Source organism: Corynebacterium sp. c24Ua_83 (genome assembly GCF_039907245.1).
In the GTDB taxonomy this organism is placed as follows: Bacteria; Actinomycetota; Actinomycetes; order Mycobacteriales; family Mycobacteriaceae; genus Corynebacterium.
This window is the reverse complement of record NZ_JASBOI010000006.1, coordinates 1-26,341: the sequence shown is the minus strand read 5'-3', so window position 1 is coordinate 26,341 and position 26,341 is coordinate 1. Positions and strand designations below refer to the sequence as shown.

The 26,341-nt window shown below is 60.5% G+C and carries 20 protein-coding genes and 1 tRNA gene; 7 read left to right on the top strand and 14 right to left on the bottom strand.

Annotated elements, in window-relative coordinates; translation table 11 throughout:
• Positions 1 to 3: 3 nt before the first annotated feature.
• The 3 genes from QKE30_RS05895 to QKE30_RS05885 form a co-directional block, all read right to left on the bottom strand.
• Positions 4 to 762, bottom strand: a complete 759-nt coding sequence (locus QKE30_RS05895) for a decaprenylphospho-beta-D-erythro-pentofuranosid-2-ulose 2-reductase (protein WP_239200815.1) — start codon at positions 760 to 762, stop codon at positions 4 to 6.
• A gap of 49 nt (positions 763 to 811) precedes the next feature.
• Complete coding sequence (locus QKE30_RS05890; RefSeq protein WP_297666370.1) at positions 812 to 2,224, bottom strand: FAD-binding oxidoreductase; 1,413 nt, start codon at positions 2,222 to 2,224, stop codon at positions 812 to 814.
• A 131-nt stretch (positions 2,225 to 2,355) separates the two neighbouring features.
• On the bottom strand, positions 2,356 to 2,682 hold the full coding sequence (locus QKE30_RS05885; protein WP_035003588.1) for a hypothetical protein: 327 nt from the start codon (positions 2,680 to 2,682) through the stop codon (positions 2,356 to 2,358).
• 24 nt (positions 2,683 to 2,706) lie between these two features.
• Between QKE30_RS05885 and QKE30_RS05880 the strand changes: the two genes are divergently transcribed.
• Entirely contained in the window at positions 2,707 to 3,504 is a 798-nt protein-coding gene (locus tag QKE30_RS05880; protein ID WP_239200803.1) for a hypothetical protein, read from the top strand.
• A 24-nt stretch (positions 3,505 to 3,528) separates the two neighbouring features.
• The gene (locus tag QKE30_RS05875) at positions 3,529 to 5,121 is read left to right on the top strand and encodes a hypothetical protein (protein ID WP_347934327.1); all 1,593 of its coding nucleotides are present in this window, start codon (positions 3,529 to 3,531) and stop codon (positions 5,119 to 5,121) included.
• Between the two features lie 537 nt (positions 5,122 to 5,658).
• Here the strand turns inward: QKE30_RS05875 and QKE30_RS05870 are convergent.
• The 5 genes from QKE30_RS05870 to QKE30_RS05850 form a co-directional block, all read right to left on the bottom strand.
• Positions 5,659 to 6,291, bottom strand: coding sequence for a GtrA family protein (locus tag QKE30_RS05870; RefSeq protein WP_239200799.1), 633 nt, complete (start codon positions 6,289 to 6,291; stop codon positions 5,659 to 5,661).
• On the bottom strand, positions 6,284 to 6,994 hold the full coding sequence (locus QKE30_RS05865) for a GtrA family protein (protein ID WP_239200797.1): 711 nt from the start codon (positions 6,992 to 6,994) through the stop codon (positions 6,284 to 6,286). Before QKE30_RS05865 ends, QKE30_RS05870 begins: the two co-directional genes overlap by 8 nt.
• 298 nt (positions 6,995 to 7,292) lie before the next feature.
• Positions 7,293 to 8,201 carry a glycosyltransferase family 2 protein gene (locus QKE30_RS05860; RefSeq protein WP_347934326.1) on the bottom strand — a complete coding sequence of 303 codons (909 nt, stop codon included), beginning with the start codon at positions 8,199 to 8,201 and terminating at the stop codon, positions 7,293 to 7,295.
• Between the two features lie 3 nt (positions 8,202 to 8,204).
• Positions 8,205 to 10,043: a long-chain-fatty-acid--CoA ligase gene (locus QKE30_RS05855; RefSeq protein ID WP_239200792.1), complete on the bottom strand. Its 1,839-nt coding sequence runs from the start codon at positions 10,041 to 10,043 to the stop codon at positions 8,205 to 8,207.
• Between the two features lie 328 nt (positions 10,044 to 10,371).
• Entirely contained in the window at positions 10,372 to 11,178 is an 807-nt protein-coding gene (locus QKE30_RS05850) for a hypothetical protein (protein ID WP_239200790.1), read from the bottom strand.
• A 585-nt stretch (positions 11,179 to 11,763) separates the two neighbouring features.
• Between QKE30_RS05850 and QKE30_RS05845 the strand changes: the two genes are divergently transcribed.
• On the top strand, positions 11,764 to 12,000 hold the full coding sequence (locus tag QKE30_RS05845) for a hypothetical protein (RefSeq protein ID WP_304504314.1): 237 nt from the start codon (positions 11,764 to 11,766) through the stop codon (positions 11,998 to 12,000).
• A gap of 528 nt (positions 12,001 to 12,528) precedes the next feature.
• Here the strand turns inward: QKE30_RS05845 and QKE30_RS05840 are convergent.
• Together QKE30_RS05840 and QKE30_RS05835 are read right to left on the bottom strand one after the other, a co-directional pair.
• On the bottom strand, positions 12,529 to 13,317 hold the full coding sequence (locus QKE30_RS05840) for an ABC transporter ATP-binding protein (RefSeq protein ID WP_005292416.1): 789 nt from the start codon (positions 13,315 to 13,317) through the stop codon (positions 12,529 to 12,531).
• Between the two features lie 8 nt (positions 13,318 to 13,325).
• Positions 13,326 to 14,213 carry an ABC transporter permease gene (locus QKE30_RS05835; RefSeq protein ID WP_011274307.1) on the bottom strand — a complete coding sequence of 296 codons (888 nt, stop codon included), beginning with the start codon at positions 14,211 to 14,213 and terminating at the stop codon, positions 13,326 to 13,328.
• Between the two features lie 348 nt (positions 14,214 to 14,561).
• Here QKE30_RS05835 and QKE30_RS05830 point away from each other — a divergent pair, with 348 nt between their 5' ends.
• Both QKE30_RS05830 and QKE30_RS05825 read left to right on the top strand, forming a co-directional pair.
• A complete protein-coding gene (locus QKE30_RS05830; protein ID WP_239202813.1) occupies positions 14,562 to 15,869 on the top strand; it encodes an aminotransferase class V-fold PLP-dependent enzyme in 1,308 nt (435 codons plus the stop codon).
• 49 nt (positions 15,870 to 15,918) lie between these two features.
• Complete coding sequence (locus tag QKE30_RS05825) at positions 15,919 to 16,809, top strand: EamA family transporter (protein WP_347934325.1); 891 nt, start codon at positions 15,919 to 15,921, stop codon at positions 16,807 to 16,809.
• A gap of 58 nt (positions 16,810 to 16,867) precedes the next feature.
• Here QKE30_RS05825 and QKE30_RS05820 read toward each other — a convergent pair whose 3' ends face one another.
• Positions 16,868 to 17,869 (bottom strand): NAD(P)H-quinone oxidoreductase, encoded by a 1,002-nt coding sequence (locus tag QKE30_RS05820; RefSeq protein WP_347934324.1) that lies wholly within the window; start codon positions 17,867 to 17,869, stop codon positions 16,868 to 16,870.
• A gap of 145 nt (positions 17,870 to 18,014) precedes the next feature.
• Here QKE30_RS05820 and QKE30_RS05815 point away from each other — a divergent pair.
• Positions 18,015 to 18,099, top strand: a tRNA-Ser gene (locus QKE30_RS05815).
• Between the two features lie 234 nt (positions 18,100 to 18,333).
• Here QKE30_RS05815 and QKE30_RS05810 read toward each other — a convergent pair.
• The 3 genes from QKE30_RS05810 to QKE30_RS05800 form a co-directional block, all read right to left on the bottom strand.
• On the bottom strand, positions 18,334 to 19,161 hold the full coding sequence (locus QKE30_RS05810; protein ID WP_239202807.1) for a hypothetical protein: 828 nt from the start codon (positions 19,159 to 19,161) through the stop codon (positions 18,334 to 18,336).
• A gap of 79 nt (positions 19,162 to 19,240) precedes the next feature.
• Complete coding sequence (locus QKE30_RS05805) at positions 19,241 to 20,593, bottom strand: heparan-alpha-glucosaminide N-acetyltransferase domain-containing protein (RefSeq protein ID WP_239202805.1); 1,353 nt, start codon at positions 20,591 to 20,593, stop codon at positions 19,241 to 19,243.
• 17 nt (positions 20,594 to 20,610) lie between these two features.
• A complete protein-coding gene (locus QKE30_RS05800) occupies positions 20,611 to 24,558 on the bottom strand; it encodes a Pls/PosA family non-ribosomal peptide synthetase (RefSeq protein ID WP_239202803.1) in 3,948 nt (1,315 codons plus the stop codon).
• A gap of 548 nt (positions 24,559 to 25,106) precedes the next feature.
• Between QKE30_RS05800 and QKE30_RS05795 the strand changes: the two genes are divergently transcribed.
• Positions 25,107 to 26,341 (top strand): Ig-like domain-containing protein (locus QKE30_RS05795; protein ID WP_347934323.1); only part of this gene is annotated, 1,235 nt, incomplete at its 3' end.

The window sequence follows — 26,341 nt, the reverse complement described above, 5'->3', positions numbered from 1 at the left end:
CAGCTACAGCGGCAGCTTGCGCAGAATCGGAAGCGGCAGGTGCTTCAGGATCAGCATGATCGGGCGGAACAGGGGATGCACCCAGATCAGGGACTTGCGGTTATCCACGGCCTTAGCGATGGCCTTAGCCACGTCTTCCTTGTCCACTGTCAGCGGCGCGTCGTCCAGGTCCTTGGTCATGTTGGTGCGCACCTGGCCCGGGCGGACGGTCAGCACGCGCACGCCGGTGCCGCGCAGAGCCTCGTTCAGCATGCGGTAGAAGCCATCCAGGCCGGCCTTGGTGGAGCCGTAGACGAAGTTGGAGCGACGGACCATCTCACCTGCAACGGTGGAGAACGCCACGATCTGGCCGTGGCCCTGCTTCTTCATGTAGTCCGCCAGCAGCACGCCGACGGAGACGGCGCCGGTGAAGTTCACCTGCGCGGCCTGCACGGCCAGCTTCTGGTTGGTCCACTGCTTCTCGTTATCGCCCAGAATTCCGAACGCAACGATGGCCAGGTCCACGTCGCCGTGGCTGAAGATTTCCTCGAAAACCTGCGGGTGGGAATCGAAGTCCACTGCGTCGAAGGAGACGGGTACGACCTCGCTGGCACCGGCGGCGTTCATGCGTGCGGTGGCGTCATCCAAAGACTCGCCATCACGGGCGGCCAGGATCACGCGCGCGGGGCCGCGGGAGAGGAACTCCTCGACGACGGCGAGGCCCATGTCGGACGCGCCGCCGAGCAGCAGGATGGACTGGGGTTTGCCAACGGCATCAATCATTGTGACTCTCTTTCGGGTTAAAGCGCTGTGCAGTTAAAGCTCTATGCAGTTAGAGCTCTAGGCGGCGGGACATGTCGGAGGCGAAAACCCCCGTCGGGTCGATGCGCTTGCGGGTGGCCAGCCAGCCGGGCAGGCCGGGGTACATCTTGTGGAAGTTCTCGGCGGAGGTGCGGGACTCCTTGGCCAGGTACAGGCGGCCGCCGAACTCCATCACGCGCCGGTCCAGGTCGTCCAGGAAGGCGCCCAGGCCCGGCTTAATTGGGAAGTCCACGCAGACGTTCCAGCCCGGCATCGGGTAGCTCAGTGGAGCCTTGTTACCCTCGCCGAACAGCTTGAACACGTTCAGTGCGGAGTAGTGGCCCGAGCGCTGGATGTCGCGGATGATCTCCTTGAATGGCTCCACGGCCTCCGTCGGCACGACGAACTGGTACTGCAGGAAGCCCTTGGAACCATAGCCGCGGTTCCACTCGCCGATGAGGTCCAGCGGCTGGTAGAACTGCGTGAGGTTCTGCACCTGGTTGCGGTACTCGCCGGACTTCAGCCACCACAGCTCGCCGATGGCCACCATGGACAGCTTGTTCATGGTGAAGCTCGGGAAGATGTCCGGCACGGTCATCAGCTGCGGGGCCTTGAACTTCAGCGGATCCTTCGCCAGCTTCGGCGCGTACTCCTTCAGCTGGTCCAGGGTTGCCAGGGAGCCACGGGAGATCGCGGCGCGGCCCAGCTTCGGCTCCGGGCTGATCGCGTCGAACCAGGCGGAGGAGTAGGTGAAGTTGTGCTCCGAACCGTCGGAGTGGAACGCGATGGTCTCGTCCAGGGAGTGCGTCATGTCTCCATCGGCGATGAAGTACGCGGTCTCCGTCTTCGTCATCTCAATGGTCGCGCGCAGGATGATGCCGGTCAGGCCCATGCCGCCGACGGTGGCCCAGAACAATTCGCCTTCCGGGTCGTCCTCGGAGCCCTCCGGGGTCAGGTGCAGTACGCGCCCGTCGGCCACCAGCAGCTCCATGGAGCGGACGTGGTTGCCGAAGGAACCCGCGGAGTGGTGGTTCTTGCCGTGGATATCCGGGCCGATAGCGCCGCCGATGGTCACCTGGCGGGTGCCGGGCAGCACCGGCACCCACAGGCCGTGGGGCAGGGCGGCCTTCATCAGCTGGTCCAGCGTCACGCCAGCATCCACGTCCACGAGGGCGGTATCGGGGTTGATGCTGTGGATCGTGTTCAGCTGCTGCATGTCGATGACGAGCCCGCCGGCGTTCATGGCCGGGTCGCCGTAGCTGCGGCCCATGCCGCGGGCGATCACGCCACGCTGCAGGTGGCTGGGCTTATCCGCGTTATCGTCGGCCACGCGCGCGACGGCGGCGGCAATTTGGTCGACATCCTGTGTGGACAGAACTTCGGCGGTCGTGGGGGCGGTGCGACCCCACCCGGTGAGGGTACGAGTGCTGGTGTGCAATTCCATGTTCTCTACCCTAGCGCCCGGGTGGGACAACCCCTGGGCGCGGCGCCGCGTGGGGCTCAAGTTGCCAGCGTTTTCGCAGTTGCGGTGTGGGCGGCGTCACTAAGAAAGGGCGAGTGCGAGCTAGCAGAGAGCTAGTAGAGCTCCATGATCTGGCGGATTTCCTCCGGCAGTTCCTCGGGCTCGGTGATGGTGGGGCCGTCGTATTCGCGCAGGATGTCGCGCACGCGCTGGCGGCTGGTGCTGTCGAGGATGGGCAGTTCCTGGGCCATGAGGCGCGTCATGAACTCGTTGAGCGGCAGGTTCGTGCGGGTGGAGGCCTCGTAGCTGCTTTCCTTACCGACGCCACCGACTCGCACCGGTGCACTCCTGTGTTCCTGCTCGGCGGGGGAGAGCTTGGAGCGCTTGAAAAGTTTCGCAGCGGCGGGGAACCTATCAAAAACAGCCATGGGGAAGATCATAGTCGGTGGTAACCTCCAATAGCGATGAGCACAACTGCCCCTGAAAGCACTGCCGCCGAGTCGAATGTTGCCGCGAGTACCGCGGCCCCCGGCGCGCCCGAACCCGTCCGCTACGACCCGATCATGGTCGTGGCCGCCGCAGGCCCCGCCGACGATCCCACCTTCGCCATCTGGCAGGTGGAAACCGACCCCGACGTGCAGCTTGGAGATTTTTCCGGCGCCTGGCTGATCGATGGCTCGGGCATCCACGGCTTCGCCGCCAGCGCGGACTGGATTGAGGGGACCGACGACCGCGCGGCCATGCTCGCCGCCTTGCTGCGCTATCCCGTGCTGTTTGTGGGCGACGAGGAAGCGGCGAAGGTGCTGCCGAGTGACGTTGCGCTGGTTGATGTGGCGGCCACGGAGGTCGCTCTTAATGACGCCCTCACCTCCGCCAAGCAGCACTTCAGCGACGAGTTCCCGGGGAAGAAGCAGCCGGCGTGGGGGAGCTTTCGCACGCTGGAGGAGTTCCGCGAAGCCGAGGCTGGCGTGGCTGGCAGCGGTGCTAGTCAACGCGCTGGGGAAGGCGCGGATGAGTGCGCCGGAAGCCGCGCCGGGGAGAGCGCGGGCGCTGCCGACGGGAGCGATAGTGCGGATAACGGGGGTGGCAGCGCAGCCGAGCGGGAGGCCGTGGCGGCGGCTCTACAGGAGGCCGCCGCACTGCGCGGTTGGATCGCCCAGTACAACGCATTCGATAAGTTGCGAGTCCGCCGACTTGGCCCTGTGATCAGCGAGTTTGTGACTGCTCAGCCGCTTCCGCTGGTTCTCGCCCAGCGAGGTTAGCCGGGCGCCATTACGCTTAGATGCATGAATCGCTCATCGCTTTATGGAGCCGCCGGGGGCTATGAATCAGCCGGCGGTTCCACTGCTGCGCGAGCGAAGGTGAACGGCGGCGCGGAGGCCGCGGATGCGCCGGAAAGGGCGCAGACCGCGGAGTCACAGGCCATGGAGGCGCAGGTCACGGAGGCACCGATCGCGGGCGGCAGCGTGATCTCCCTGTCGCAAATCCGCACCTCCCGGCGCGATGGCGCCGACGGGGCGGAGGCTAACGCCGGGGGAGCGGCAGACAGCGCAGCTGAGGGGGTTAGCGCCGAGGGGGCGGAAGTGCAGGAAAGCGTGGGGATTATGTCCACACCGGGGGCGGGGAGTAGCAAGAAATCCGGAGCTCACACCACTGTCTTCACCGTGGTGGTGGAACACCACTTCCCGGGCGTGGGAAGGTACTCCCGCCTGCTCAGCGTTTCCGGCGCCATGAGCGTGGCCGATTTCGCCGAGGCGATCCTCACTAGCTTCGACTGGCCTGAATCCGTGAACCGAGTCCCCGAGGCGCACCCCACCCGCTACGTCGCGCGGGCGGAGCGCGGCGCCGACGCGCCCGCCGGCGCTGAGACTTCCGGCGCTGACAGTGCGGGCGCCGACACTGAAACTCCCGGCGCTGACAGTGCGGGCGCCGACACTGAAACTCCCGCCACCGCCGACACCACCACCGAGCCAACCTGGAGTTTCCGCGCCCGCACCGCCGGCCGCGTGCGCGTCTACGCCAAGGGCGCAAACTCCATTGGCACTGCTCTCGGCGACATTTTCCGCCGCGGGACCATCGGCGTGCTGAAGGTAGGCCGCTACGACTTCAGCGTCAACGTCACAGACACCACCACCCGCCACGAGGAAATCGAGCTCATCCCCACCGGCTCCCCCTTAGACGCTTCCTTCGACGCGCCGGGCGAGCCGGATGCCGAAGCAGTGCTCCTGGCCGCGGACTTCCTCGCCGATACGGAGGAGGATGCGGCTGAGGCGGGTGGCGTCAATAAGAATCAGGAAGACGAGCTCGCTGCGCACTTGCACCCTGCGGGCATTCCGGCGCGGGTGGATGTCACGGAGGTGAACGTGGCGCTGGCGGGCGAGGATACCGTCGAGCAGATCCTCGCCGAAACTGACCCTGAGCTGCGGGAACTTCTGCACGAGCGAGCGCTGTACGAGTTCATTCCGCTGCTGCAGGCGCTGGACTTGGAGCGGCCGGCGAACGTCACCGAGCACGCCGCCGAGCTGCTGGCCGATGCGCCGATCGAGAAGAGCAAGATCGGGCGCGCGGCTGCGTGGGCGCGGATCATCGCGCTGTCTACGCTGGTGGATTCGGAGGTCGACGAGGTCAGCGAGGCCTTCATGTCGGCACTCGGCTTCACGCGCGCGGATGCGAAGCTGCCGCCGACGGATACTGCCTTGGGTACTGACGCCCTCAGTGCCAGCGAGATCAAGTGGCTGTCACGGCGGACCGGGCGCATCTTGGCGCAGGTGGGAGCGTGCAAGTGGGAGCCTCAGCCCGATGACCAGGCGGTTCCTTTGGTTCCGCAGTGCTCGCTGCTGGACCGCTTGGAGATGTACCGCTTCGTCCTGCAGCGCTAGTTTGGCTGCTGCTCGCCGGGCTGGGCCTGCAGCGCTAGCTTGGCCGGGCTGCTGCTGTGGTTTGCCTAGCTTGGCCGGGCTGGCCTGCGCTGGGCTTGGCTGGGCTGCTGAGGTAGTTTGTGCAGCCAGCGTTTGTGCGTTGAATTTGTAGCATTCTGGAGAGCACATTCGGCCCTTCGGAGCTTCATGGGGTCTTGACTGTCGGAAAAGTTGCAGTTCCTGTCGCGAAATGTCGGAAAAGTTGCAAAACGTTTTTGGGCGCAGCCGGAGAAGAATCGGGAAAACGCCCTGACCTGCATATTTACAAAAATGGAAATGGTGCGCAATAACAAATTGCAACATTTCCGACATTTAAGCCTCTGGCAGCGGCTGGAGAGTCCGGAGTGGCCGGAGTGACCGGAGGGAGGCGGCGAAGCAGAGTTGGAAAGCCGGGTGCGGCGGAGCAGAGTTAGAGAGCCGGGTGCGGCGGAGAAGAGTTGGAAAGCCGGGTGCGGTGGAGCGGAGTTGGAGAGCCGGGTGCGGTGGAGCGGACCCCGGCTAGCGTTTGAAGATGAGGAACTTCTGGATCAGGAAGTTCAGCACCGTCGCCGTGCCCTGGGCAATCACAAAACTGATCGCACGCACCCAGAACGCATTCAGGTCGAAGCCCTCCAGCCACGGGATCGATACCTTGTACAGCCCCCACTGCACAATAAAGGTCAGCCCGTAGGTCACCATGGTGATGGCGAATCGGCGCCCACTCGGCTCCGCCTGGAAAGTCCACCGACGGTTGATGAAGTATGCCGTCAGGGTTCCCAGCACGAATCCCAGTGCCTTCGCCACGCCATCGCTCAAGCCGAACGCAAAGGTGAACAGCGTTGTGGAGCCGAAGTCTACGACGGCGCTGAAGCCTCCGACCAGGACAAACTTCACCAGCTGCGACTGGATGATGCGCTGCGCCCGGGTGGTGTGCTCAGACTGAAAGTTATCGCCGCCCCGCGCGCCCTGCCCGGCAGTGGCATTGTCGGCAGCGGCGCCGGAAACCGCGTGGGGCCCGCTGACATTGCTAGCGCCGGTCGCGGCACCGGAAGCAGTGCCGGCGCCACTGGAGTGTCCGGTCCCAGCGGGATCGGTGCCTGGCTGGGGCGAGGGGGCGTCATTAATAGCGTCATTAAAAGAAGGCTTAGACATCCGCATCACCGGCGCCAGAACCCGCACCGCCAGTCCGCGGCTCGACCACGCGCACCGCCCGGCTGGCCTCGCGCGGCGCAGAGCGGAACGTCCACAGCTTGTTGAACAGGAAGTTCGCCGGCACCGCCAGGATCACGCCGATGAAGTTGCCCCAGTACGCGCGCGTGCGCAGCCCCGTGGAGTTATCGAAAATGTCGTGCGGCAGGGCGATCGGCGACTCCGGATTCACCAGCGCCGTCGAGACCACCAGCGTGATCAGCAGGCCGAATACACCCACGGCCATGAACTGCGGCAGCTGCTTCCACCAGGCGCGCTTCGGCTCGTGGCGGAACGTCCAGTAGCGGTTCAGGCAGAAGTTCCAGATGTTCGCCAGCAGGAACGCAACCACGGAAAACACGTGGTACCAGCGGAAATGGTACTGGGTGCCGAGGAGGTTCAGGAAGGCATCCTGTACGTGAATGTCCCAGCCGGCCTCTGCGAGCTTCTTCGACAGCACGAAGATCGCCTGGTTGACCACAAACCCCGACGCGCCGACGAGCCCGAATTGGATGAACTGCCGCGCGACGTTGCGGTGGCGGTGCGCGCGGGAGGGGGCGGCCCCTTCGGCGTTCTTCTTATTGACGCCGGCGTCGTCAGCGGGCTTGGTGGGCTCAGCGCTCGGGGTGGTCTGGGTTTCGGACACGGTCACTTCGGCTAACTTCATCCTCGGTTAGGTGGTGTTAGGCGGCGCCGCCGGAGAGCTGCTTGGGTGTTGCCTTGGGTTCCAGGAGCGCTGGGGTCCAGAAGCTCTGGGGTCCAGGGCTGCTCAAGTGCTGCTCGGGGCACTGCGATAGTCACTTAAGACTACGCCTGTGACCGGGTAAAAGGGAAAATCCTGGCCGGTGTGTGCGCTTAAAAAGTTGCTTAGAAATCCGCGGGCGGGTGCGAGCGCAGGCCTGCGGGCTAGCGCTCGGCGCGCTGCGGGGTGTTGCACACCCCGCGCCCCGCCTCGTCTCGCCGCGCTAGCGGCCCGGCCGACGGAACTGCTCGCGCCGGCCGAGCGCATGCAGCCGCAGCCACTCGGCGAACCCCTTCGGGTCCTTCTTCTGCACCAGGAAGAACCATCCGAAGCGGGCGTATTCCTGCGGCAGCAGTTTGCGCATCCCCGGCTGGTTCATGATGTACCCGCGGTTGCGGTACGTGAAGTAGCGCTTGAATTCGTTGTCCGGGTACTGCGTGTGCATCTTCCCGCCGAGGATCGGCTTGAACTCGTCCGAGCCGTCGGGGTGCAGATACGCGCAGGTCAGGCACGTTCCGAAGGGCAGGCCGCTGCGGACCAGGCGGCGGTGGTACTCCACCTCGTCGCCACGGATGAATAGCCGATAGTCGGGCACGCCAATTATCTCCATCGCCCGCGCACTGATCAGCGCGCCGTTGAACAGGCTGGCGATACCCGGCAAGAATGAACCCTCCAGCTCGGATAGCGTCCGTCGCCACACCAACCCCTGGCGCAGCGGGAAGGCCAGCCGCTCCGGATCCTCGATGTTGCATACCACCGGGCTGATTTCCTCCAGCCCCTCGCGCTCCGCAACTTCCTGCAGGGTGGCCAGCACGTGTGCGTCGGCGGGGCGCCCGTCGTCGTCGGCGCACCATATCGCGTCGGCGCCCAGGGAAAGAGCCGTCAGGAACCCCAGCGCGAAGCCGCCGGCTCCACCCAGGTTCGTCGCGGACCCCACGTAGTGGCCCCGCGACCCGCACACCGATTCCACCAGCTCGCGCACCGCCGGGTCGTTGCCGTTATCCACAACCACCACGTGCGCGACCTCCGCGCCCTCCTGGTTTGCAACCTGGCGCAGCGAGGCTTCCAGCAATTCCACGCGATTATGCGTGACGATCACTGCGGCGACGGTGTCTTTCCTGCTCAGCGGCATGTTTTAGGCCTGTTCTTTCTCTGCTACTAGCTCCTGCACCTCGCGCCGGCGCACCTTGCCCAGCTGGTCGGCAGGCAGCTCTTGGAATGCATGGAATACCTTCGGCACCTTATACGCAGTAAGTCGTTCTTTGGCGAAGGCGCGGAAGTCGTCGGCGTCAATAACAGCACCGTTGGCCAGAACCACAGCCGCAGCGACGGTCTCGGACCCATCCTTGCGCTGCACGCCCACGACGGAAGCCTGCTCGATGGAAGGGTGCGCGCACAGGACTTCCTCGACTTCGGCGGGGTAGACGTTGAAGCCGCCGGTGATGATCATCTCCTTGATGCGGGAGACGATCTTCAGGTACCCGTCGGACTCCATGACGGCCATGTCGCCGGTACGGAACCAGTCCTCGTGGAAGGCGTCGGCGGTGGCGTCCGGGCGGTTCAGGTAGCCCTTGAACACCTGCGGGCCGCGGACGACCAGCTCGCCGGCCTCGCCGTCGGGCATGGTCTCGGCGGGATTGTCGGGGTTGGCCACGCGGATTTCGGTGGAGGGGAAAGGCACGCCGATGTAGCCCTCGCGGCCCTTGCCCATGGGGTTACCTGCGATGATCGGCGCAGTTTCGGTCAGGCCGTAGCCCTCCACGATGTTGCCGCCGGTGCAGCTTTCCCACTCGCGGACGGTCTCTGCGGGCAGGGCGCTGGCGCCGCTGAAGGAGTTGCGGATGCCGGAGAGCGGCATGTCGCGCTTCGCCGCTTCCTTCATGATGTTCTGGTAGAGCGCGGGCACGCCGGGCATCCAGGAGGGCATGTTCTTCTTCATTACGCGCATGACCAGCGGCATTTCGGGCGCGGGCAGCAGCTGGATTTCGCCACCGATCATCGGCGCGAGGGTGATGTTCATGGTCAGGCCGTATGCATGGAAGATCGGCAGCGCGGCCAGCATGACTTCCGGCTTCGGCCCCTTGCCCAGGCCCTTCACCCAGGCCTGGCCCTGCCGCAGGTTCGCGATGAGGTTGCGGTGAGTCAGCACGGCGCCCTTCGGCTCGCCGGTAGTGCCGGAGGTGTAGAGGATCAGCCCCGGGTCGGTCGGGTCGATCTTTTTATTATTGACGCCCCCACGCAGCCACTTTTCGCCATTTCCGCCAGTGCGCATGAAGCTCTTCCAGGAGACGGCGGAGGGCGCCGGGCCGGTGAGCTTTTCCTTCATGGCCTTGATCTTCGGGATCGGCAGCTTCAGGGCATAGCGCAGCGGGGCGGGCATCTCGTCGGGGAGGGTGACGGCGATAACCGTTTCGAGGGGACTGTTCAGCCGGAGGTCCTCGGCGACGTCGCCGACCTTGTCCCAGAAGAAAGCCACCTTGGCGCCGTGGTCGTTGAAGGGGTGGCGGAGCTCGGCGGCGGTGTACAGGGGGTTGTGCAGGGTGGGGACTGCGCCAATGTTCTGGATTGCGTAGAAGGCGATGAGGGCCTGCGGGCAGTTCGGCAGAGCGATGGCTACGTGGTCGCCGCGCTGCACGCCGAGCTTCTCCAGGGCTGCGGAGGCGATGGCGACCTGGCGGCCGTACTGCTCGTAGGTGGTGACTTTGCCGAAGAAGGTAAAGGCGTTGCGCTCGCCGATCGTGTCCACCGCGTGCCAGAAGACCTCCGGAATGGTGAAGCCTGCGGGGTTTTCCGCCGGGTCGTCGAGGTCGATGGTGTGCTGCGTCCACGGGGTGTAGTGCTGCAGCCACGCCTTAGAGTTGAAGGCCTCGGATGCGGTTGCGCCGTTGCTGGAGTTGGTGGCTGGAGTGGCTTCCTCGTTGCCGGCGGGGGTGCCTGCGCCGTTGTCGCCTGCTGGGTTGGTCAACTGTTTCACCTGGTTCTGCGTGCGTTGTTCGTAAGTTGTTCTGCGTGTGCTTTGGGTTTAACTTGCTGGTTCAATGTGCAGGGCGTGGTTGCGCTCACGTGCAGTATGCACTGTGCTTTCAGTCACGCCTGCGCGTCCGAGACCGAGTCTAACGCTTTGGGCGCTCCAACTGGCGGGGTTCTTTAATTCTCTTTTTATCTCTAGTTTGTGTCGGGTGCGCTGCTCCACTTGTCCGGCGCGCACGTGTCACACGCGCCGGGGCGGGGCGGATGGTTCGCGAAGCTGGAGGTGAAGGCGACGGGGGCGAGGTGGCGTCAATAAAAAAGAACAAAAAGGGCTACGACCAGGCGAGCGCGCCGCCGCTCCAGAGGGTGCACGGTGGGCGGGTCGGGCGTGCGGCGAGGGTGTGGAAATGCTCGATGACCTGCTCGATTGCGCGGCCGGAGAGGTACGTTTCCGCCGTGACGCGCAGCAGCGTGATTCCGCGGGCTTGGATGTCGTTTTCGCGTTGACGTTCCTTGAGCAGGGCGCGCTCGATGGCCGGTGTGGTGGAGCCGTATTTCTCGCGGCCGTCGTATTCGACGGCGAGGCCGACGTCGAAGAACATGTCCACGCGCCCGATGGTCCAGCCGCCCTCGTTGAGTATGTTGACCTGCTGAAATGGTGCGGGCAGGCCGTGTTCCCAGAAGCGGATTTTCAGCTGCGATTCGCGCGGGCTTTCGGAGTGGCGGGTGATGAGGCGCGCGGCCGTGCGGGCGCGCTGGGCGCCGTGGCGGATGGGCGCGGTTGCTGGGGTGGCGGCTGGGTCGCGCAGTCCGTCCTGCCACGCGCGCCACGTGCGCCACTCATGCCACGTGATTTTCTTTGTGTGCAGCGCGGCCTCCGTGGCGATGACGGCATCGTCCAGCGAGTGCCGAAGCCCCAGGTCATGGCACGTATCCAGCAGTCCGCTGGTCCAGATTTCGCCGAACTCTGTGGGGATCAGCACAGCGCGCTGGCCCTGCCCCGGCGCCGCGAGGTAGCGCTCTGACCTGCCGTTTCTTCCCATTAGCGTTCTTTTTGGTGACGCCAACTCCACCGTCTCCGGCGGCCCAAACTTCTCGAGGGGCAGGCCGTGGAGGAAGGCTGCCGATTTGCCCGCCACGACGGCCGGACCACTGCGGATATATTCGGCGGCGATTCTGGCTCGGGCTTTAATTGCTTCTGCTTCGGGGTCCTGTTCAAACTCACGCCACTGACCTGCAGGAATGTAAACTCCTGGTGCAAGTCTGACCGCTTCGCCCCTCGCTGCGAGTCGCTGCATTTTTCGTGCCTCCGAGGGGTTCATCGTGTGAACGTCGAGAAGCAGCTTGGCTTTCCTGCGAGGGGGCACCTGGGGAAATGTAACCGCACGCGCCCGCCGAGTGGTTGTGGATTTGGCTCTTGATTTTCCATTGCTTGCGCTGGTTGCAGTGCTGGTGTGTGCGCTGCCGCGAGTATCGCTGTTGTTCAGTTGCTGCGCGGCTTGATCTGTTGTTTTGCACGCCTTGGACTGTTTCACTTTCGAACCCCCTGTTTCCCCTGGTCTGCGTAGCCTTTAAGAGATGTGTTGGAGATAGAGAGATTCGGCAACGCATCCGGGCTGGCGGTCATTCTTGCATTTGAACGAGCTTGGCGGGATATGGGTGGCTCGGGCTTGTGAATAACTCTTTGCAGGTAGGCGATTTATCCACAAGCACAAAAATTCGAGATGCGGGAATCTCCCCGATGGTGTACGGGCGGCTTGCCTGCGGGCGTGGATGTGATGCTGGTGGCGGGCGTGGATGTGATGCTGGCGCCGGGCGTGGGTGTGATGCTGGTGGCGGGCGTGGGTGTGATGCTGGCGCTGGGCGTGGGTGTGATGCTGGCGCTGGGCGTGGGTGTGATGCTGGCGCCGGGCGTGGGTGTGATGCTGGTGGCGGGCGGCGCGCTGGCGCTGAATGCGTGAAAGTAAGTATTGGGGCCACTGGGGGCGTTGTTATTGGTGTGAGTGCTGGGTGAGTGGGCTGGTGACCTCAAGAGCAACTACTGGATGGGAAAATGTCGGAAAAGTTGCAATTTGTTGTTGGGGGACATTTCCACTTAGGCAAAGGTGCAGGTCAGCGAGTTTTTCGAGCTGGGTGCGGACGACGAGGATTTACGTTTTGCAACTTTTCCGACATTTAGCGTCTTGAACTGCAACTTTTCCGACATTTAGCCACTCGCCAGGACGGGCTTCAGGGTGGTTTATGGAATAAGTGGGGCGCTAGGGGCTGGTGGGACAGATAGGACTGGTGGGAAAGTGGGGCTGGTGGGGCGAAGCTGCCAGCCGCCGGGCGACCCCAGCTGCCAGCTGCCGGGCGAGGCCAGCAGGCGCCCACCCCCGCCAGCGCTAACCTTCAGCGCTAACCCCCAGCGGCTCAGCAAACTTCAGCAAACTTCAGCAAACTAACGGCAAAACTAACCCCGGCCCAGATCCTTCAGCACCCAACCAGCGCTAACCCCGGCCCAGGTCCTTCAGCACCCGGCGGACGTGCTCGCCGGCCTCCGGCCCCTCGTACGCCTCAACCACATCATCCACGCGCCCGACCTTCCGGATCTCTCCGTGGTCGATCCACAGCGCACTGTCACACAGCTGCGCCAGGAATTCGTTGCTGTGCGAGGCGAAAACCAGGATGCCGCTGCGCTCAACCATCTCCACCAGCCGCCCGCGCGCCTTAGCCATGAACGCCGCATCCACGGCGCCGATGCCTTCGTCCAGCAGCAGAATCTCCGGGTCGATGCTGGTCACAACCCCCAAAGCCAACCGGATCCGCATGCCCGTCGAGTATGTGCGCAGCGGCATATCCAGGTATTCCCCGAGCTCGCTGAACTCCGCAATGTCGTCCATCTTCCGCCGCATTGCCTTGCGCGTCTGCCCCAGGAAAAGCCCGCGGATCATGATGTTTTCGTACCCGGAGATCTCCGGATCCATGCCCACACCCAGGTCGAACACGGGTGCCACGCGCCCGCGCACAATCGCGGACCCGCGCGTCGGCTCGTAAATCCCACTGAGCAGGCGCAGCAGGGTGGATTTGCCGGCGCCGTTGTGCCCGACCAGGCCGATCCGGTCGCCGTCTTGTAGATGCAGATTGACGCCCTTAAGCGCCTCCACCATCACCGTATTCGACGAGTTCCTGCCGATCGCGCCGCCGGCGGCCCCCAGGAATGTCTGCTTCATGGAGCGGGTCTTCGCATCGAAGATGGGGAAGTCTACGCAAGCGTCGTAAGTGTCAATCGAAACCATGTCATCTCCTAAACCCAGTAGCTCACGCGGAAGCGCCAGCGGCGCATCACTAGCAGGGCCAGCGCAAGCCCCAGCACGGTCAGCACGCCCACGATGCCCCAGTGGTAGGCGGGGACTGGCTCGCCGATCATCGGCCCGCGGACGATCTCCAGGTAGTGGTATAGCGGGTTGATCTCCGCAATCTTTGCGCGCTCGGCCACTGCCCCGCCTTGGTCGCGGAGGGTTTTGGTGGTCCAGACGATGGGCGTCATATAAAAGGCCAGTTGGACCAGCGAATCCAGCAGCGGGGCTACGTCGCGGAATCGGGTGGCGATGATGCCGAAGAACATGGTCACCCAGATGCCGTTGGCGATCATCAGGGCCATGGCGGGCACGACGAGCAGCACTTCCCACCCGAGCGATGGGCGGAACACGGCCAGCAGCACGAGCCAGATCACGAGGTTGTGCAGCAGGAAGAGGAATTGCTTCCACACCAGGCGGTACACGTGCACCGACAGGGCGGAAGGCAGCTGTTTGATCAGCCCTTCGTTGGCGATGAACACCTCGGAGCCGTCCTTGATGCAGCCCGAAATGAAGCCCCACAAGATCAGGCCGACGGCGACGTGCGGCAGGAAGCTGGCGAGGTCTTGCTGGAACAGCAGGCTGTACAGCAGGCCGAGGGCCAGGGCCATCACGCCGGTGGCGATGGTGATCCATAGGGGCCCGAGGGTACTGCGCCGGTAGCGTTGTTTGATGTCCTGCCAGCCGAGTGCGAGCCATAGTTCGCGCTGCGCAAGCCCCTTCTTCAGGTCGGCCCACGCCGCACCGAAGGTTTGGGAGTTGCTAGCTGGGATGTCGCCGTCTGCCGCGGCGGTGATCCGCTGTAGATCCGCGGCCTCTGGCATTTTTTGTGACATGTGGTCCTGCTTCTTACTGCTTCGCGCTTTGGTTGCTGTTGCTTTGAGGCAGTCTATTTTACTTTGTGACGCCCACACCTCCTATTCCCGGCGAGTCCCGCTTCTGCTTTGGTGGCTGGGCTGGTGGCAGTTAGCGGCGGCAGTTCCCCGCGGCGCGAGGCACCGGTCCGCAGCCGTGGCCGGGTTCGGTGCTGCCTGTCGGGATTGGGGGGCTAGTATCGGTTGAGGTGATTTCCGGCTACTTTTTCTGGGGAGCCGTATTATGGTGAGTTGGGTTTTGGGCGTCGCGTAGAGTTGTGTGATGCGCAGGAAAAGTGTCAATTAGTCTAATTAATAAGGAGAAACCCAGTGTTCGATGTGCCGAGAGTCAGGGGGGCGTATGCATCGCTGTCGGATGGTTGGACATACTTAAATGCACAGGACTTACCACTGGTGCCAGAGCGGGTTTCTTCGGCGGTGGCACGAAGTTTCCGCGCAGCGCCCTTAGTTGAGCAACCAGCGTCGATGGTGAACGCGCATTCTGGTGTGCAGCGACCAGGCCGTCGCATTGGTGAGGCATTTGCTGATTCTGCACGCATTGCAATCGCGGATTTAGCAGGTGCGCAGCCTGAGAATGTCGTTCTAGGAGCCTCGCGCCACGCGCTGTTGGGTGATTTAGCGCTCGCGCTTTCGCGTCGCTTATGTCTCGGACAGGAGGTTGTGCTCTCGCGGATTGATGATCCGGCGAATGTGTTGCCGTGGGAACGTGCAGCGGACCTTTTCGGCGCAAGGGTGCGTTGGGCGGAGCCAGATCTTTCCAGTGGCGTGTTACCGGCTTGGCAATTCTCGAATTTAGTGGGGCAGGAAACTACGGTGGTTGCAGTTTCGGCCGCAAACCGTTACCTAGGATCAGTGACGGATGTGCGGGAGATTGCTGATTGCGTGCGCCAAAAGTCTAAGGCGATGCTGGTGGTAGACGTGGATTCATTTGCGCCTTATCGTCTGGTGGATGTGGAGCGGATGGACGCGGATGTGCTGGCCTTGGATATAGCGAGTCTTGGTGGTCCGACGGTGGGGGCATTGATCTTCAAAGATGAAGACGTGCGTCAGGCAGTGTTCCCCTCCGGACACGCAGCGGCTTTGGTGGGTGTATCAGAGGGATTGCTTGGAGGCGTTGCTGAAACTGTTGACCACTTGACCCGCCTGGATGACTTTGCTTGGGGTGATCGCCGATCGCGATTGATGACGGCAATTTCCTATACCGCTGACTATCTGAATTCATTGACAACACGTCTGGTAGAGGGTTTGCGAAGCCTTGGCACAGTATACGTAATTGGAGAAGATGGAGATATACTGCAGGAGTTCACTTCCGTAGAGCGCCTGCCGCGCGTAAGTTTCCTGGTCGATGGCGTTCCTGCGGATGTGGTTATACAGCGCCTGCTGGTCAACGGCGTGGTTGCTGGTGTGGTTCGGCCTGGGCAGTCGCAGCTGCTAGAGCTTATGGGGGTCTTCGAAGAGGGAAGGAGTAGCGCCCGTGGCCGACACGGTCTCAAGGTCACGTCAGAATCTTCCCCGAAAATGCGGGATTGTGCCGGTGCAGTTTCTGTTGGGTTCGCCCCTTATAACACTAAGCATGATGTAGACCAGCTATTGCGGGTTGTGGCATCCGTTAGGTAGCGATAGAACCAGCTAGCACCGCGTGTAGTGATTACGATAGCGTGGCCGTGTGCTTCGACTGATTGCTGCGCTTACACCGATAATTTGGGGAACGACGTACATCGTCACCACGAACATGCTGCCTCCTGGGCGGCCGCTTCTGGCGGGTGTGCTGCGTGCACTACCTGCGGGTTTGATGCTGCTGCTGTGGTTCCGCAGGCTGCCGCGCGGGCAGTGGTGGTGGAAGTCCGCGGTGCTGGGGGTTGTGAACATCGGCGGCTTCTTTGCTCTGCTGTTCGCGGCGGCGTACCTGCTGCCGGGCGGCGTGGCGGCGATTGTGACGAACACGGCGCCCCTGTGGGTGATCGCCCTGAGCCCGGCGCTGTTGGGCACGCGCATTCAGCCGTATCAGGTGATCGGCGCGCTCGTCGCTGTGGTGGGTGTGGCTTGCTTGGTATTGACGCCCGCCGCAGCTCTGAATACCGGCGGCATCCTCGCGGGCTTAGGCGCCAGTGTGTGCATGGGGCTGGGGGCGATTCTGGCGAAGAAGTGGGGTAAGCCGGACGATGTGCCACAGCTGGCGGTGACGGGCTGGCAGCTGACTTTCGGCGGGTTGTTCCTGGTTCCGTTGCTGCTGGTGATGGAGGGGCTGCCTGACCACCTTACCGGCCAGAATGTGTTGGGCTATGCGTACCTGACGATCTTCGGTGCCCTGATTGCGTATGGCATCTGGTTCAACGGCCTGGCCAAGTTGGACGTGGTGCAGGTGGCGATTCTGGGCGTGTTGAGCCCGGTGACGGCGACGTTCCTGGGAGTGGTGTTCGTCGGCGAGCGGCTGAGCGTGGTGCAGTGGGTTGGCCTGCTGCTGGTGCTGGCGGCGCTGGTGTTGGTGCAGACGGGCGGGTGGCCGCGGCGGCGCGGGGCCCGCGGGAGCAGGCGGCTCACCAAGCCGCGCGCCTAAGGTTGCGCCCGCCGCGATCGCTTGCATGGCGCCGGGCCGCGAGCTCGGCCCGCCGCGCCTAGCTCTGCGGCAGCTCGAGCACGATCTTGCCGGTGACTTCCCCAGCCAGCAGTGCTCTGTGGGCGGCGGCGGCTTCGGCGATGGGCATGATCCGGTCGATGTGGTGAGTGATTGTCCCGCTTTCCAGCAGCGGCCAGACATTGCGAAGGGTTTCGGCGACGATGCGTGCCTTGTCTTGGCTGTCGCGGTAGCGCAGGCCGGTAGCGCTGATGTTTCCACGCTTGCTGAGTAGCTTGGCGATGTTCAGTTCGCCCTTCACACCGCCTTGCATGCCGATGATGACGATGTGGCCGTCGGGGGCCAGGGCCTTGATGTTGCGGTCGAGGTATTTGGCGCCGATGATGTCCAGGATCACGTCCGCCCCGCCGTGTTCGGCCAGGGTGTCGGCGAAATCTTCTTCCTTATAGTTAATGAGGATGTCCGCACCGTAGCGGCGGCATACGTGCAGCTTCTCCTCGGAGCCGACGGTGGCGGCCACGGTGGCGCCGAGGGCTCTGGCTAGTTGGATGCCGAAGATGCCGATGCCTCCGCCGCCGCCGTGGAACAGGATGGTATCGCCTTCGCGCAGGCGGGCGGTCATCATAATGTTGGACCAGACGGTGCAGGCGACTTCCACCACGCTGGCGGCTTCGGCGAGGCTGTATCCGGCGGGGATGGGGAGGAGCTGGCCTTCGGGTACGGTGGCGTATTCGCTGTACCCGCCCCCGGAGAGCAGCACTGCGACTTCGTCGCCCGGGTGCCAGGGGGAGCCGTCGGGGCGGGTGGCTCCGTTGGGGGCTTCGATCACGCCTGCGGCTTCGAGCCCGATGATGTCGGTGGTGCCGCGGGGTGGGGGATAGTGGCCTTGGGCTTGTAGGGTGTCTGCTCTATTGACGCCCGCGTAGTGGATGCGCACCAGGGCTTCGCCGGGTTGGGGGTCGGCGATGCTGGTGGTTTGCCAGGCCAGGGAGCTGGGGTTTTCGGTATCGGTCTGGATGATTGCGTTTGTGGTGATGCTCATGGTCTCCACCCTAATGAATCATTGTGCGGCTGGGAATGGAGTGCGCGGTGGGGGAGTGAGCTTTCGGTGGGTCGGTGAAAGGCGGAGCGGAAGTTGGAGGATTAGTGGTGGCGTGTAAAATGTTTTGAGCGGTACTAGCCGCATTGGAAGTATGGCAGAGCGGCCGAATGCACTGGTCTTGAAAACCAGCGATGGGAGACCATCCGGGGGTTCAAATCCCCCTGCTTCCGCAGTTGTCCTGAAGCGCAACTTGATCGAGAGATGAGTTGTGGCTTCGTGGGCGAACCGATATCTGCGTTGTTTTTGGGTTGTCGTGGCTATGGGGGCTAGGGGTGGGGCTTGGTATCTTTCATTGAAAGTGCATTCTGTTACTAAGAGTTATTTCGGTTTTTGAACCTCGTGCTCCTCAAACGGTAGATTGCTCACGTTCTGGTGAGGCTTCACACTCCATTCTCGTTGTGGAACTATCTCCATATGATTGGTGCCGGCTTTTTGCGTCCCTCGGGTACTGTGGGAACCTCTTCGTCGAAATAGAAACTGACAGTATGCGACGATTCTGCCGTTTCAGATCCGTGTTCCACTGCGCCCACCGTACCCCGGGCATAGGAGAAATTTCTGACTAGCGAGCTTTGTTTAGTTGGCAATCTAGAGTTGAGCGGGATCCCGCAGGCGTTATCGGAACCACCCACTAGCCGTCGTGAGGCCTTGCCGTCACGGCTGGAAGCGATCATTTTAGGTGGCGTAACAGCTGCGTTGTTAATATCCGGTAGCCCGTGGATTACCATCGGATCTTCTGTGTATTTGGAGACTGCACCTAAGAATGCTATGTCGTAGGCATAGCAATTGAAATGGCTGATGTTAGTTGCCTTTTCAGGCTCAAGGAGTTCTATCCGCCCAGCCGGAATCCGTACACCATCGTGAGCGTTAATTTTCCAGATCAGCAAACGCCCCTCGGAGTCGGAGGTGGCCACAGTAGCAGATTCGCCGAACCGAAGAACCGTTCCGGGTGCAGTGAGAGCTACCTTGGTGCCGTCTGGATAGAGAAACTCTGGTAGTTCTTCTGTCAGACCTTCCGAATCCTCGTTCTCATCGGTAGAGCCAGGGTCCTTGGAGATATCGTCGAGGTCTGTTGACTCCTTAGTCTTCTCAGGCAAAGACTTTGTGGTCGGTATAGACGAAAATCCCTCAGTCTCAATTCCAGCGCACGCTGCGCTCATCAACAGAATTGAAACGCCTAACGCAGCTAGGCGTAGGCTGTTTCCTAGAGAAAACCGCGTAGGAGTGATGTTCACGGAAAGTGCTCCTTCAGTCCTGAGGAAGTCTGTCGCTCGACACAATTGGCATCTTTCTGCCTTGTAACGGCTATGAAGCTTACCTTGTTTCCACCTGAACCGGTTCTGGTGGTTTAGGTACGAACACGTAGCTGATTCGTCGGCAGAAACGGGAAACCAAAGATTCGAGTGGTCCGGTTCCCCGTGCCAGTTGCCATGCGCTAGCGAAGAGTAGCGCGAACAAAACCTGAGCGAAGAACCAACCCACAGGGAAGTTGCTGATGGAATCTCCAGTGACTACGAAGGTTAGTAGATGGGCCGTGTACAACGTCAATGTCATTGAGCCAGCTGCAATAAGGGGTAAGAGGAGGTGGCTCAGCATACGGCTGACCACGAGGAATGCGCCGATGACAAACATTGCCAACCCCGCAGAGGTGAGCAGGTCAAACGTAGTATCCGTGTGCGGTCCATTAACGGCCAGCCACCACCAGGTGTTGGTAGGCAGGTGCCCCTCCGGTCCGTAATCCATGACGTTAATGATGTCCTCGGCATCGTACCCATCAGTGTAGTAGTACAGGTTTGTAAACCCACCGAGATAATCGATGAGAAACGTTGAGAAGAAGGACCCAACAAAGGCGAGGCCAGCACCGACCAGGATGAGCCGGACTTGGGTAAGTAACCAGCGGAGGTTCAGCCGTCCAATAGCTAGCCCGAGGCATAGGTAGCTCATCCACGTCACAAGCGGATAGGTGCCACCTACCAGCAAAGTGATCAACGTGTCACCTGGTAGAGAAAACAGCGAGCTGAAATTGGGGTTGAATGTAGTGGTGTAATGGAGTCGAGAGTTGGTGAAAAACACCAGGATCGGCCCTAAAGTTGCAAACCCGGCTGCCACAGCCAGTAGTGTGCGGATACGTGCAGCAGTTAGTGGAATGGCGAGGAAAAACATCAACCCGTAGTAGGGCAGAATATTGTACACGGGTAGGTGTAGTTCGTCTAAGGCAAGACCGAGTAGAAGGATAACCGCAGCGCGAGCTGCCAGTGAGACCCGGCTGCGGCGCATCTTCTGACCTTTGTACGGGTTGTTGGAACCCGTCACTAGGGCTACGGTGATGCCGGCAAGGACCGCGAATAGCGCAGCCGAGTGCCCGGCGAAAATTCCCCAAACAAAGGTCGGTCGCCCCGTGTAGCTATTAGCTGCAGGAAGGATGTGCACTGCGACCATCCCTAGCAGTGCACAGCCACGGGCAGCGTCCAGACCTGTGATCCGCTTTGGATTGCGTGCTGGGCCGAACGCTAGATCCTTGCTCCATTTGGGTGCCGTTGGTTCGGGGGGCGGGGTGTAAACCGGCGGAGGGGCAGCCTTTTCGCCGTCCCAAATTGGACGGATGGCCGCTGGGCCGGGGGTCGGCCGTGCTGCTTTGGGGTCTTCGGGTGTGGCGGATGAATCCATGGGCTTACCTTTCGGGCTTAATTCTTGGGGGTTGATTCGGCTGTGAGCTTTGGATCATTAACAAAGGCGACAGGATTGCCGGTCCAGACCGAGTCAGCGGGAATTCCATCCTGCCGCAGGACGAGAGACCCAGGAAGAACCGTCGTTCGTTCTCCGAGCGAAGAGCCGGGGAGCATAAAACTATTCGGTCCGAGTGTGGAGCCCGATTCAGCAACTACGGGTTCTAGAGCCATCACGCGGTCATGAAACAGGTGTGTCTGTAGGACAGTACCGCGGTTGATCGTAGCTCGATCTTCAACTCGAATGAGGTCGAACTCCGGAAGCCACCACGTTTCACACCAAACGCTGCGTCCAATGGAAGAACCCATCAAGCGTGCCCATAAATTGAACATGGGCGAACCAAGAGACATTCGGATAAGTGAAGGAACCGCGAGGATTTCCGTGAAGTTGTCCACTAGCTCGCCACGCCATACGAAGGAAGAGTACAGGGTATGATCTCCAGGCTTGAACCGGCCGACGAGTAGCCATTTTGCAATGATTGGCAAGATGCTGGCAGCAATGCCTGCAAGGAGGACAATTGGGGTTGCCCACATAGCAACTGCACGCAATCCGGACCAGCCGAGTCCATAGTGCATGTAGATAATGGTTCCCACCCACACAATGAATAGATCCAAATAAGCTACTGCCAGGACAGGTAGGAAGCGAAATGCCTCTACTAGAGCTCGCGCGACTTTCAGGTAGTTAGACGGGTTGAAAGTTTGTTTTTTGTCGGCATCCACGTGAGTGCGTGGAATTTGCTGGGTGGTGCGGCCCAACCAAGAGGTTCCGCGGCCGGGGCGCTCGGGTGTAGACGCGAGGACTGCAATCAGAGAATCTTCGGGCAGATCGTGATCGATTCCCACGATGCCCGAGTTTCCTACGAAGGAGCCGTCGCCGATGACGGTAGTGCCGATATGTACCCAGCCAGATCGGTAGCGCACAGAGGCGCAGAGGGAGTGGTCGGCAAGGAAACAACGATTACCGATGGAAGTCAGGTGGGGGATTGTCTCAACCGTTGAAATCTCAGTGCTATTGCCTACTCGAGCCCCCAGCAAGCGCAGGAATGCTGGGGTCAGCCATCCTGCGTACATGAAGTAGGTAGAGGTCAAGGTCTTCTGCAGAAGCGTATGTGTTAGCCAGACCGCCCAGCCGGTGGCGGATTCCTGTGGGAAGAACCCTGGCTTAATGAAGAGTGCGCAGAACCGTATCGAAAAAATAACTAGCCCTAACCAGGTGACTACCGTGAGCAGGGTGAACACGGGTACCCATGCCGCCAAAATAGGGAAGACTTCCTCATAGTGAGAGTGCGTGATAACACGCGGAAGCACCATCGCGGTACCCGGCAGGATCGAAATGATGGGCAGTAGGGTCATCCAGGCTTGACCTGACAGATACAATGCCTTGAGCTGTACCCCATTCGTAATGTGAACTTTGCCTGCGGCTGCGGAGTCAGTCGGTGATTGAGCAGGCCAGGTTTCATCGGCCTTACCGCGGTGGATCAATGGAGAACCACCATAGAGCTGACCATTCGGAACGGAACCTGTTACGCACGATCCGGGGAGGATTTCTGCACCATCACCAATTGTGGCGTCAGGCGCAACGAATGTTCGCAGGCCAACACGGACTTGATCGCCGATTGTGATCCTGCCGATATGGAAAGTATCGCCTTCGATCCAGTGACCATTGACGTCCACCTCTTGTTCCAGGCAGGAGTTTTCTCCGATGGACAGCAATCCGCTTACTGGAGGCATCGACGCAAGGGCCACACCACGACCGACCGTGCAGCCAAATAAGCGATAGAGAAGGGGTGCGCCTGGTGTTCCGAGTAACGACTCGAGTTTGAGGTAAGTGAGGAAACGATCCGCCGCCCACACACGCATGTGAGTCCACCCTCCACGCAAGTGCTTACCAGGGCGTACCCCCATCGTTAGCAAGCGAACTACAATAGTCGCTTGAAGCATTTTTCCTGCGGTGGAGAATAGTATGAGCCAGCTAGCCAGTAGTGGCCAGAGTGGAATCTCCGGAACCCATGCCGCATCGAAGAAAAAACGCAGAGCCCACACCACAATTAACGATCCGACGATGTAACGCAAAGCGTTGACAGCGTAGATGGCACAGACCACCAAGAATTGGAATACTCCCGACCACCACGGGATCTTTCTGGGGATGGGACGTTTCTCCTGTGCTTCATTCAGCGTGGCGATGTACGCTGCCATCTCCGAGAGCGTGGGGTTCTTGTACAGATTGCCGATATCGAGGGCAGGGTGAAAGTGGCGTAGTTCCACGGCTAGTTTCGCGATCGCGACAGACGATCCGCCGAGTTCAAAGAAGTTGGAATCCGGCTCCATAGGAACTTGCCCGAGTTGATCGGCCCACTTGTGGGCAAGCCAGTGAAGCTCTTCTGGCAGTGCGGCGGTAGTTTCGCCCGAGTCGGGGAGTGGCCATGGCAAGGCAGAACGGTCAACCTTACCAGAGGTTTTCATTGGAAGCTCGTCGACCACGCACAATGTAGGTGCGATTCCGCCGGGAAGAACTTTTGAAAGATAGCTACGTGCTTCCGAGAGGTTGATTTCTGATTCAGCGACTATGTACCCGACGATAACGTCGGAGCCAGCGGGCGTTTTCTGCTTGGCTGCAGCAGCCGCGGACACACCAGGAGTGCCGGCTAGTGCGCGATCGATCTCTCCTAACTCCATGCGGCGGCCACCGAACTTAATTTGGTCATCCGTACGACCAGCAAAGATCAAGCCGGCCTTCTCTGCGATGACAAGGTCACCTGTCCGGTAGGCTCGATCCCAGTTCAGGGAGGCGATCGGTGCGTAGGCTTCGGCGTCCTTGTTGGGGTCGAGATAGCGTCCGAGACCGACACCGGCAACTACGAGTTCACCTGATTCGCCCCAGCGCACTGGTTCTTCGGTTTCTGGATTGACCACGGCCAGTTGCCACCCGGGTGTTGCGCGTCCGATTCGAACCGGCTCGTCGGCACTGAGCGGTTGGACTAGTTCGCCAGAACAAATAATCGTTGTTTCAGTGGGGCCGTAAGTGTTCCATACTTCTCGGCCCGGGGTGGCTAATCGATTAATCAATTCTTTGGGTAGCGCTTCTCCACCAAAGATCAGCAGTCGAACGTTGCTGAGAGATTCGGTTGTCCAGAAAGACGCAAGGGTAGGGACTGTTGAGACAGCCGAGATCCGGTGATCGGTGATCCATTGTCCGAGTGCGTCTGCGGAACGGACGATGTCGCGGGGAGCGGCCACGAGCGTTGCTCCGTATCGCCACGCCAGCCACATCTCTTCACAGGAAGCGTCGAAAGCAACAGACAAGCCTGCCATTACCCGGTCGCTGGGTCCCAAGGGTTGATCTACGAGATACATTCGTGATTCAGCATCAACCAGTGCTGCAGCTGACCGGTGTGATACTGCAACACCCTTGGGCTTACCAGTCGAACCCGAGGTGAAAATAATCCAAGCGTGGTCCGTTAGCTCGGGGCTAGACGGGGTGATCGGCTCACGTTGTGGACCATGTTGGACAATTGACAGGTTCTGGCCGTATACGGCCGCTACCTGTGCTTCCTCCCATACGGTATTTGCCCGACTATCGGGATCGTCCCAGTCGACGGGTACATAAGCTGCTCCAGCGCAGATTGTCGACAAGATTGCAATATAAAGATCCGTCGTTCCGGAAGGAACGCGGATGCCGATTCTGTCGCCCTTTCCGATTCCGAGTTCAGCAAGACGATTGACTTCATTATTAATGCGGTCGACCAGTTCGCGGTAAGTGAGTGTCTCGTTTGTTCCTTCCAATGCAGTCGCATCGGGGTGGTTATGTACGGTTACCGTAAGGATATCGACTAAGGTTCGGGCTTTGGGAACCTCCTCGACGCCATAGATTGCGTATATATCGTCGTCAGTGTGCCTAGTCTCCATATGCGCGATCCTTCTTTCAGCGTGGACGTGCAAGAACTCAGTCTCCCGGAGTTCTATCGCCCGGAAAAGCCATTTAATTTACAACGAAACGGTAACGATTCTACATCATTAGCATAACATTTGGTAGATGCTGTTAATGGGGCGTGTGGCAGTCTAGAGCGCGTGCATGAAAGATTAGCGGTGGTCTGTGGGGATGGCGCGATAGTGTTTGGGGTACAACACAAAGAAGAGCTAAATGGCTCCCGATTCACCTGTTAAGAATTGGGTCGAACAATGAGAACTTTCTAAAGATCGGATGCGTACTGGCTTCAGGCTGCAGTGACCTCGGGTTGTTCTCAACGTACAGGGCGAAGGGCGGCGTCCAGCTAATCTTGAGGCTGGGTGCCAAATATACAGTTCTATCTGGTAGGTGAAGTCAACGTTAAATTTTCCGTATAACAGTTGAAAATGTCGGCAGCGAATCGTAAGGTTCTAATCTGTCAGCAAGTTCATTCAGGCGCGTGTGGCGCCCTGCCATGCTGTGCAAAGTAGTGAAAGGTAAGAGAGTTTTGAGCTTCGAGTTAAGTCCTCTTAGGGAGAGGGGGGCGCTACAGAAGATTTCGCTGGCCATTATGGCTATAGTGGCGTTGATCTTGGGGGGCGCCCCGGCGGCCAGCGCCCAAGAAAATTCCGCCCAAGAAAATTCCAATGTCAAGATTTCTAACCCGCAATTGGTTGCAGGTAATGGCAAGGAGCTTTCGCCGGACGGGAAATTCTATCCTTGGACTGTGTTTGATTTCAGCTTCGATTGGGAAGCTACGAACGGCACGGTGAATGATGGTGAGTCTTTCACCGTCGAGATCCCAGCGCCGCTACAGGCTCATAAGGACGAATTCCCCTTGGTGGATGAGAATGGAAACACTGGTGGATTGTGCACGACCGGTGGCGGACAGCTCACGTGTACTTTCAATGAAGCATTTGCGAATAAGGACCAGGTTAAAGGTCATGTGACCATTGGCCTGCAAAGCACGCAGACCGAAAGCTACGACGGAAAGACAATCGACTTCACCTTAAACGGTATCACTACAGCAGTTCAGCTTCCCGAAGATGCTAACGGATTCGTTACGGAGGAGCGTCCCCGCGAAAGCTTCGGGCAATCCGAAAAGGATGGCTGGGTAGAGAATGCGGTAGACGGGGATACTCGGAAGGTATCCTGGTTCCTTAACTTGAAGAGCGTTGATCTTCCCGACAGTGGAGCTCTGGTGATTGAGGATAAGCTCGACGGTCCACACAAGTTCTCGAATGAAGAAGACGAGACTCTAGGTCTCTCTTTGAACGGTTTCAACGGTGGCGGTGTGGCGGAGTATATCGATCCGCTGAACGCTGAGGTGAATTTGAGTGAGGACGGAAAGTCCGCAACGATCACGATTCCAGAGCCCACCGGCGGTTGGAGCTCGAAGGAAAACTGGCAGGTCCACTACTACACCTACTACGAAGGGGAAGGTAGCATCCCTAACGGGACCTCTTTCGGCAACACAGCAAACGTGAACGGCAATGGCCTTGAGAAGACAGTTAAGTTCACTCAGACCGGTTCGGGTACCATTCAGGGCGTAGATCGCAACAGCTACGCGCTTAAGAAGCACATTGTAGAGGGCAGTGAGCTCGTGCCGGAAGGCACCGAGTTCACAGTGCACGTAAAGATTGAATCTAGCAACGAAGATTTCAACGACGAGTATGACCAAAAGGTCTCTGCAAACGGTGAGTTTGTTAAGGGGTCGAAGGAGCTTCCTGCGGGAACAAAGGT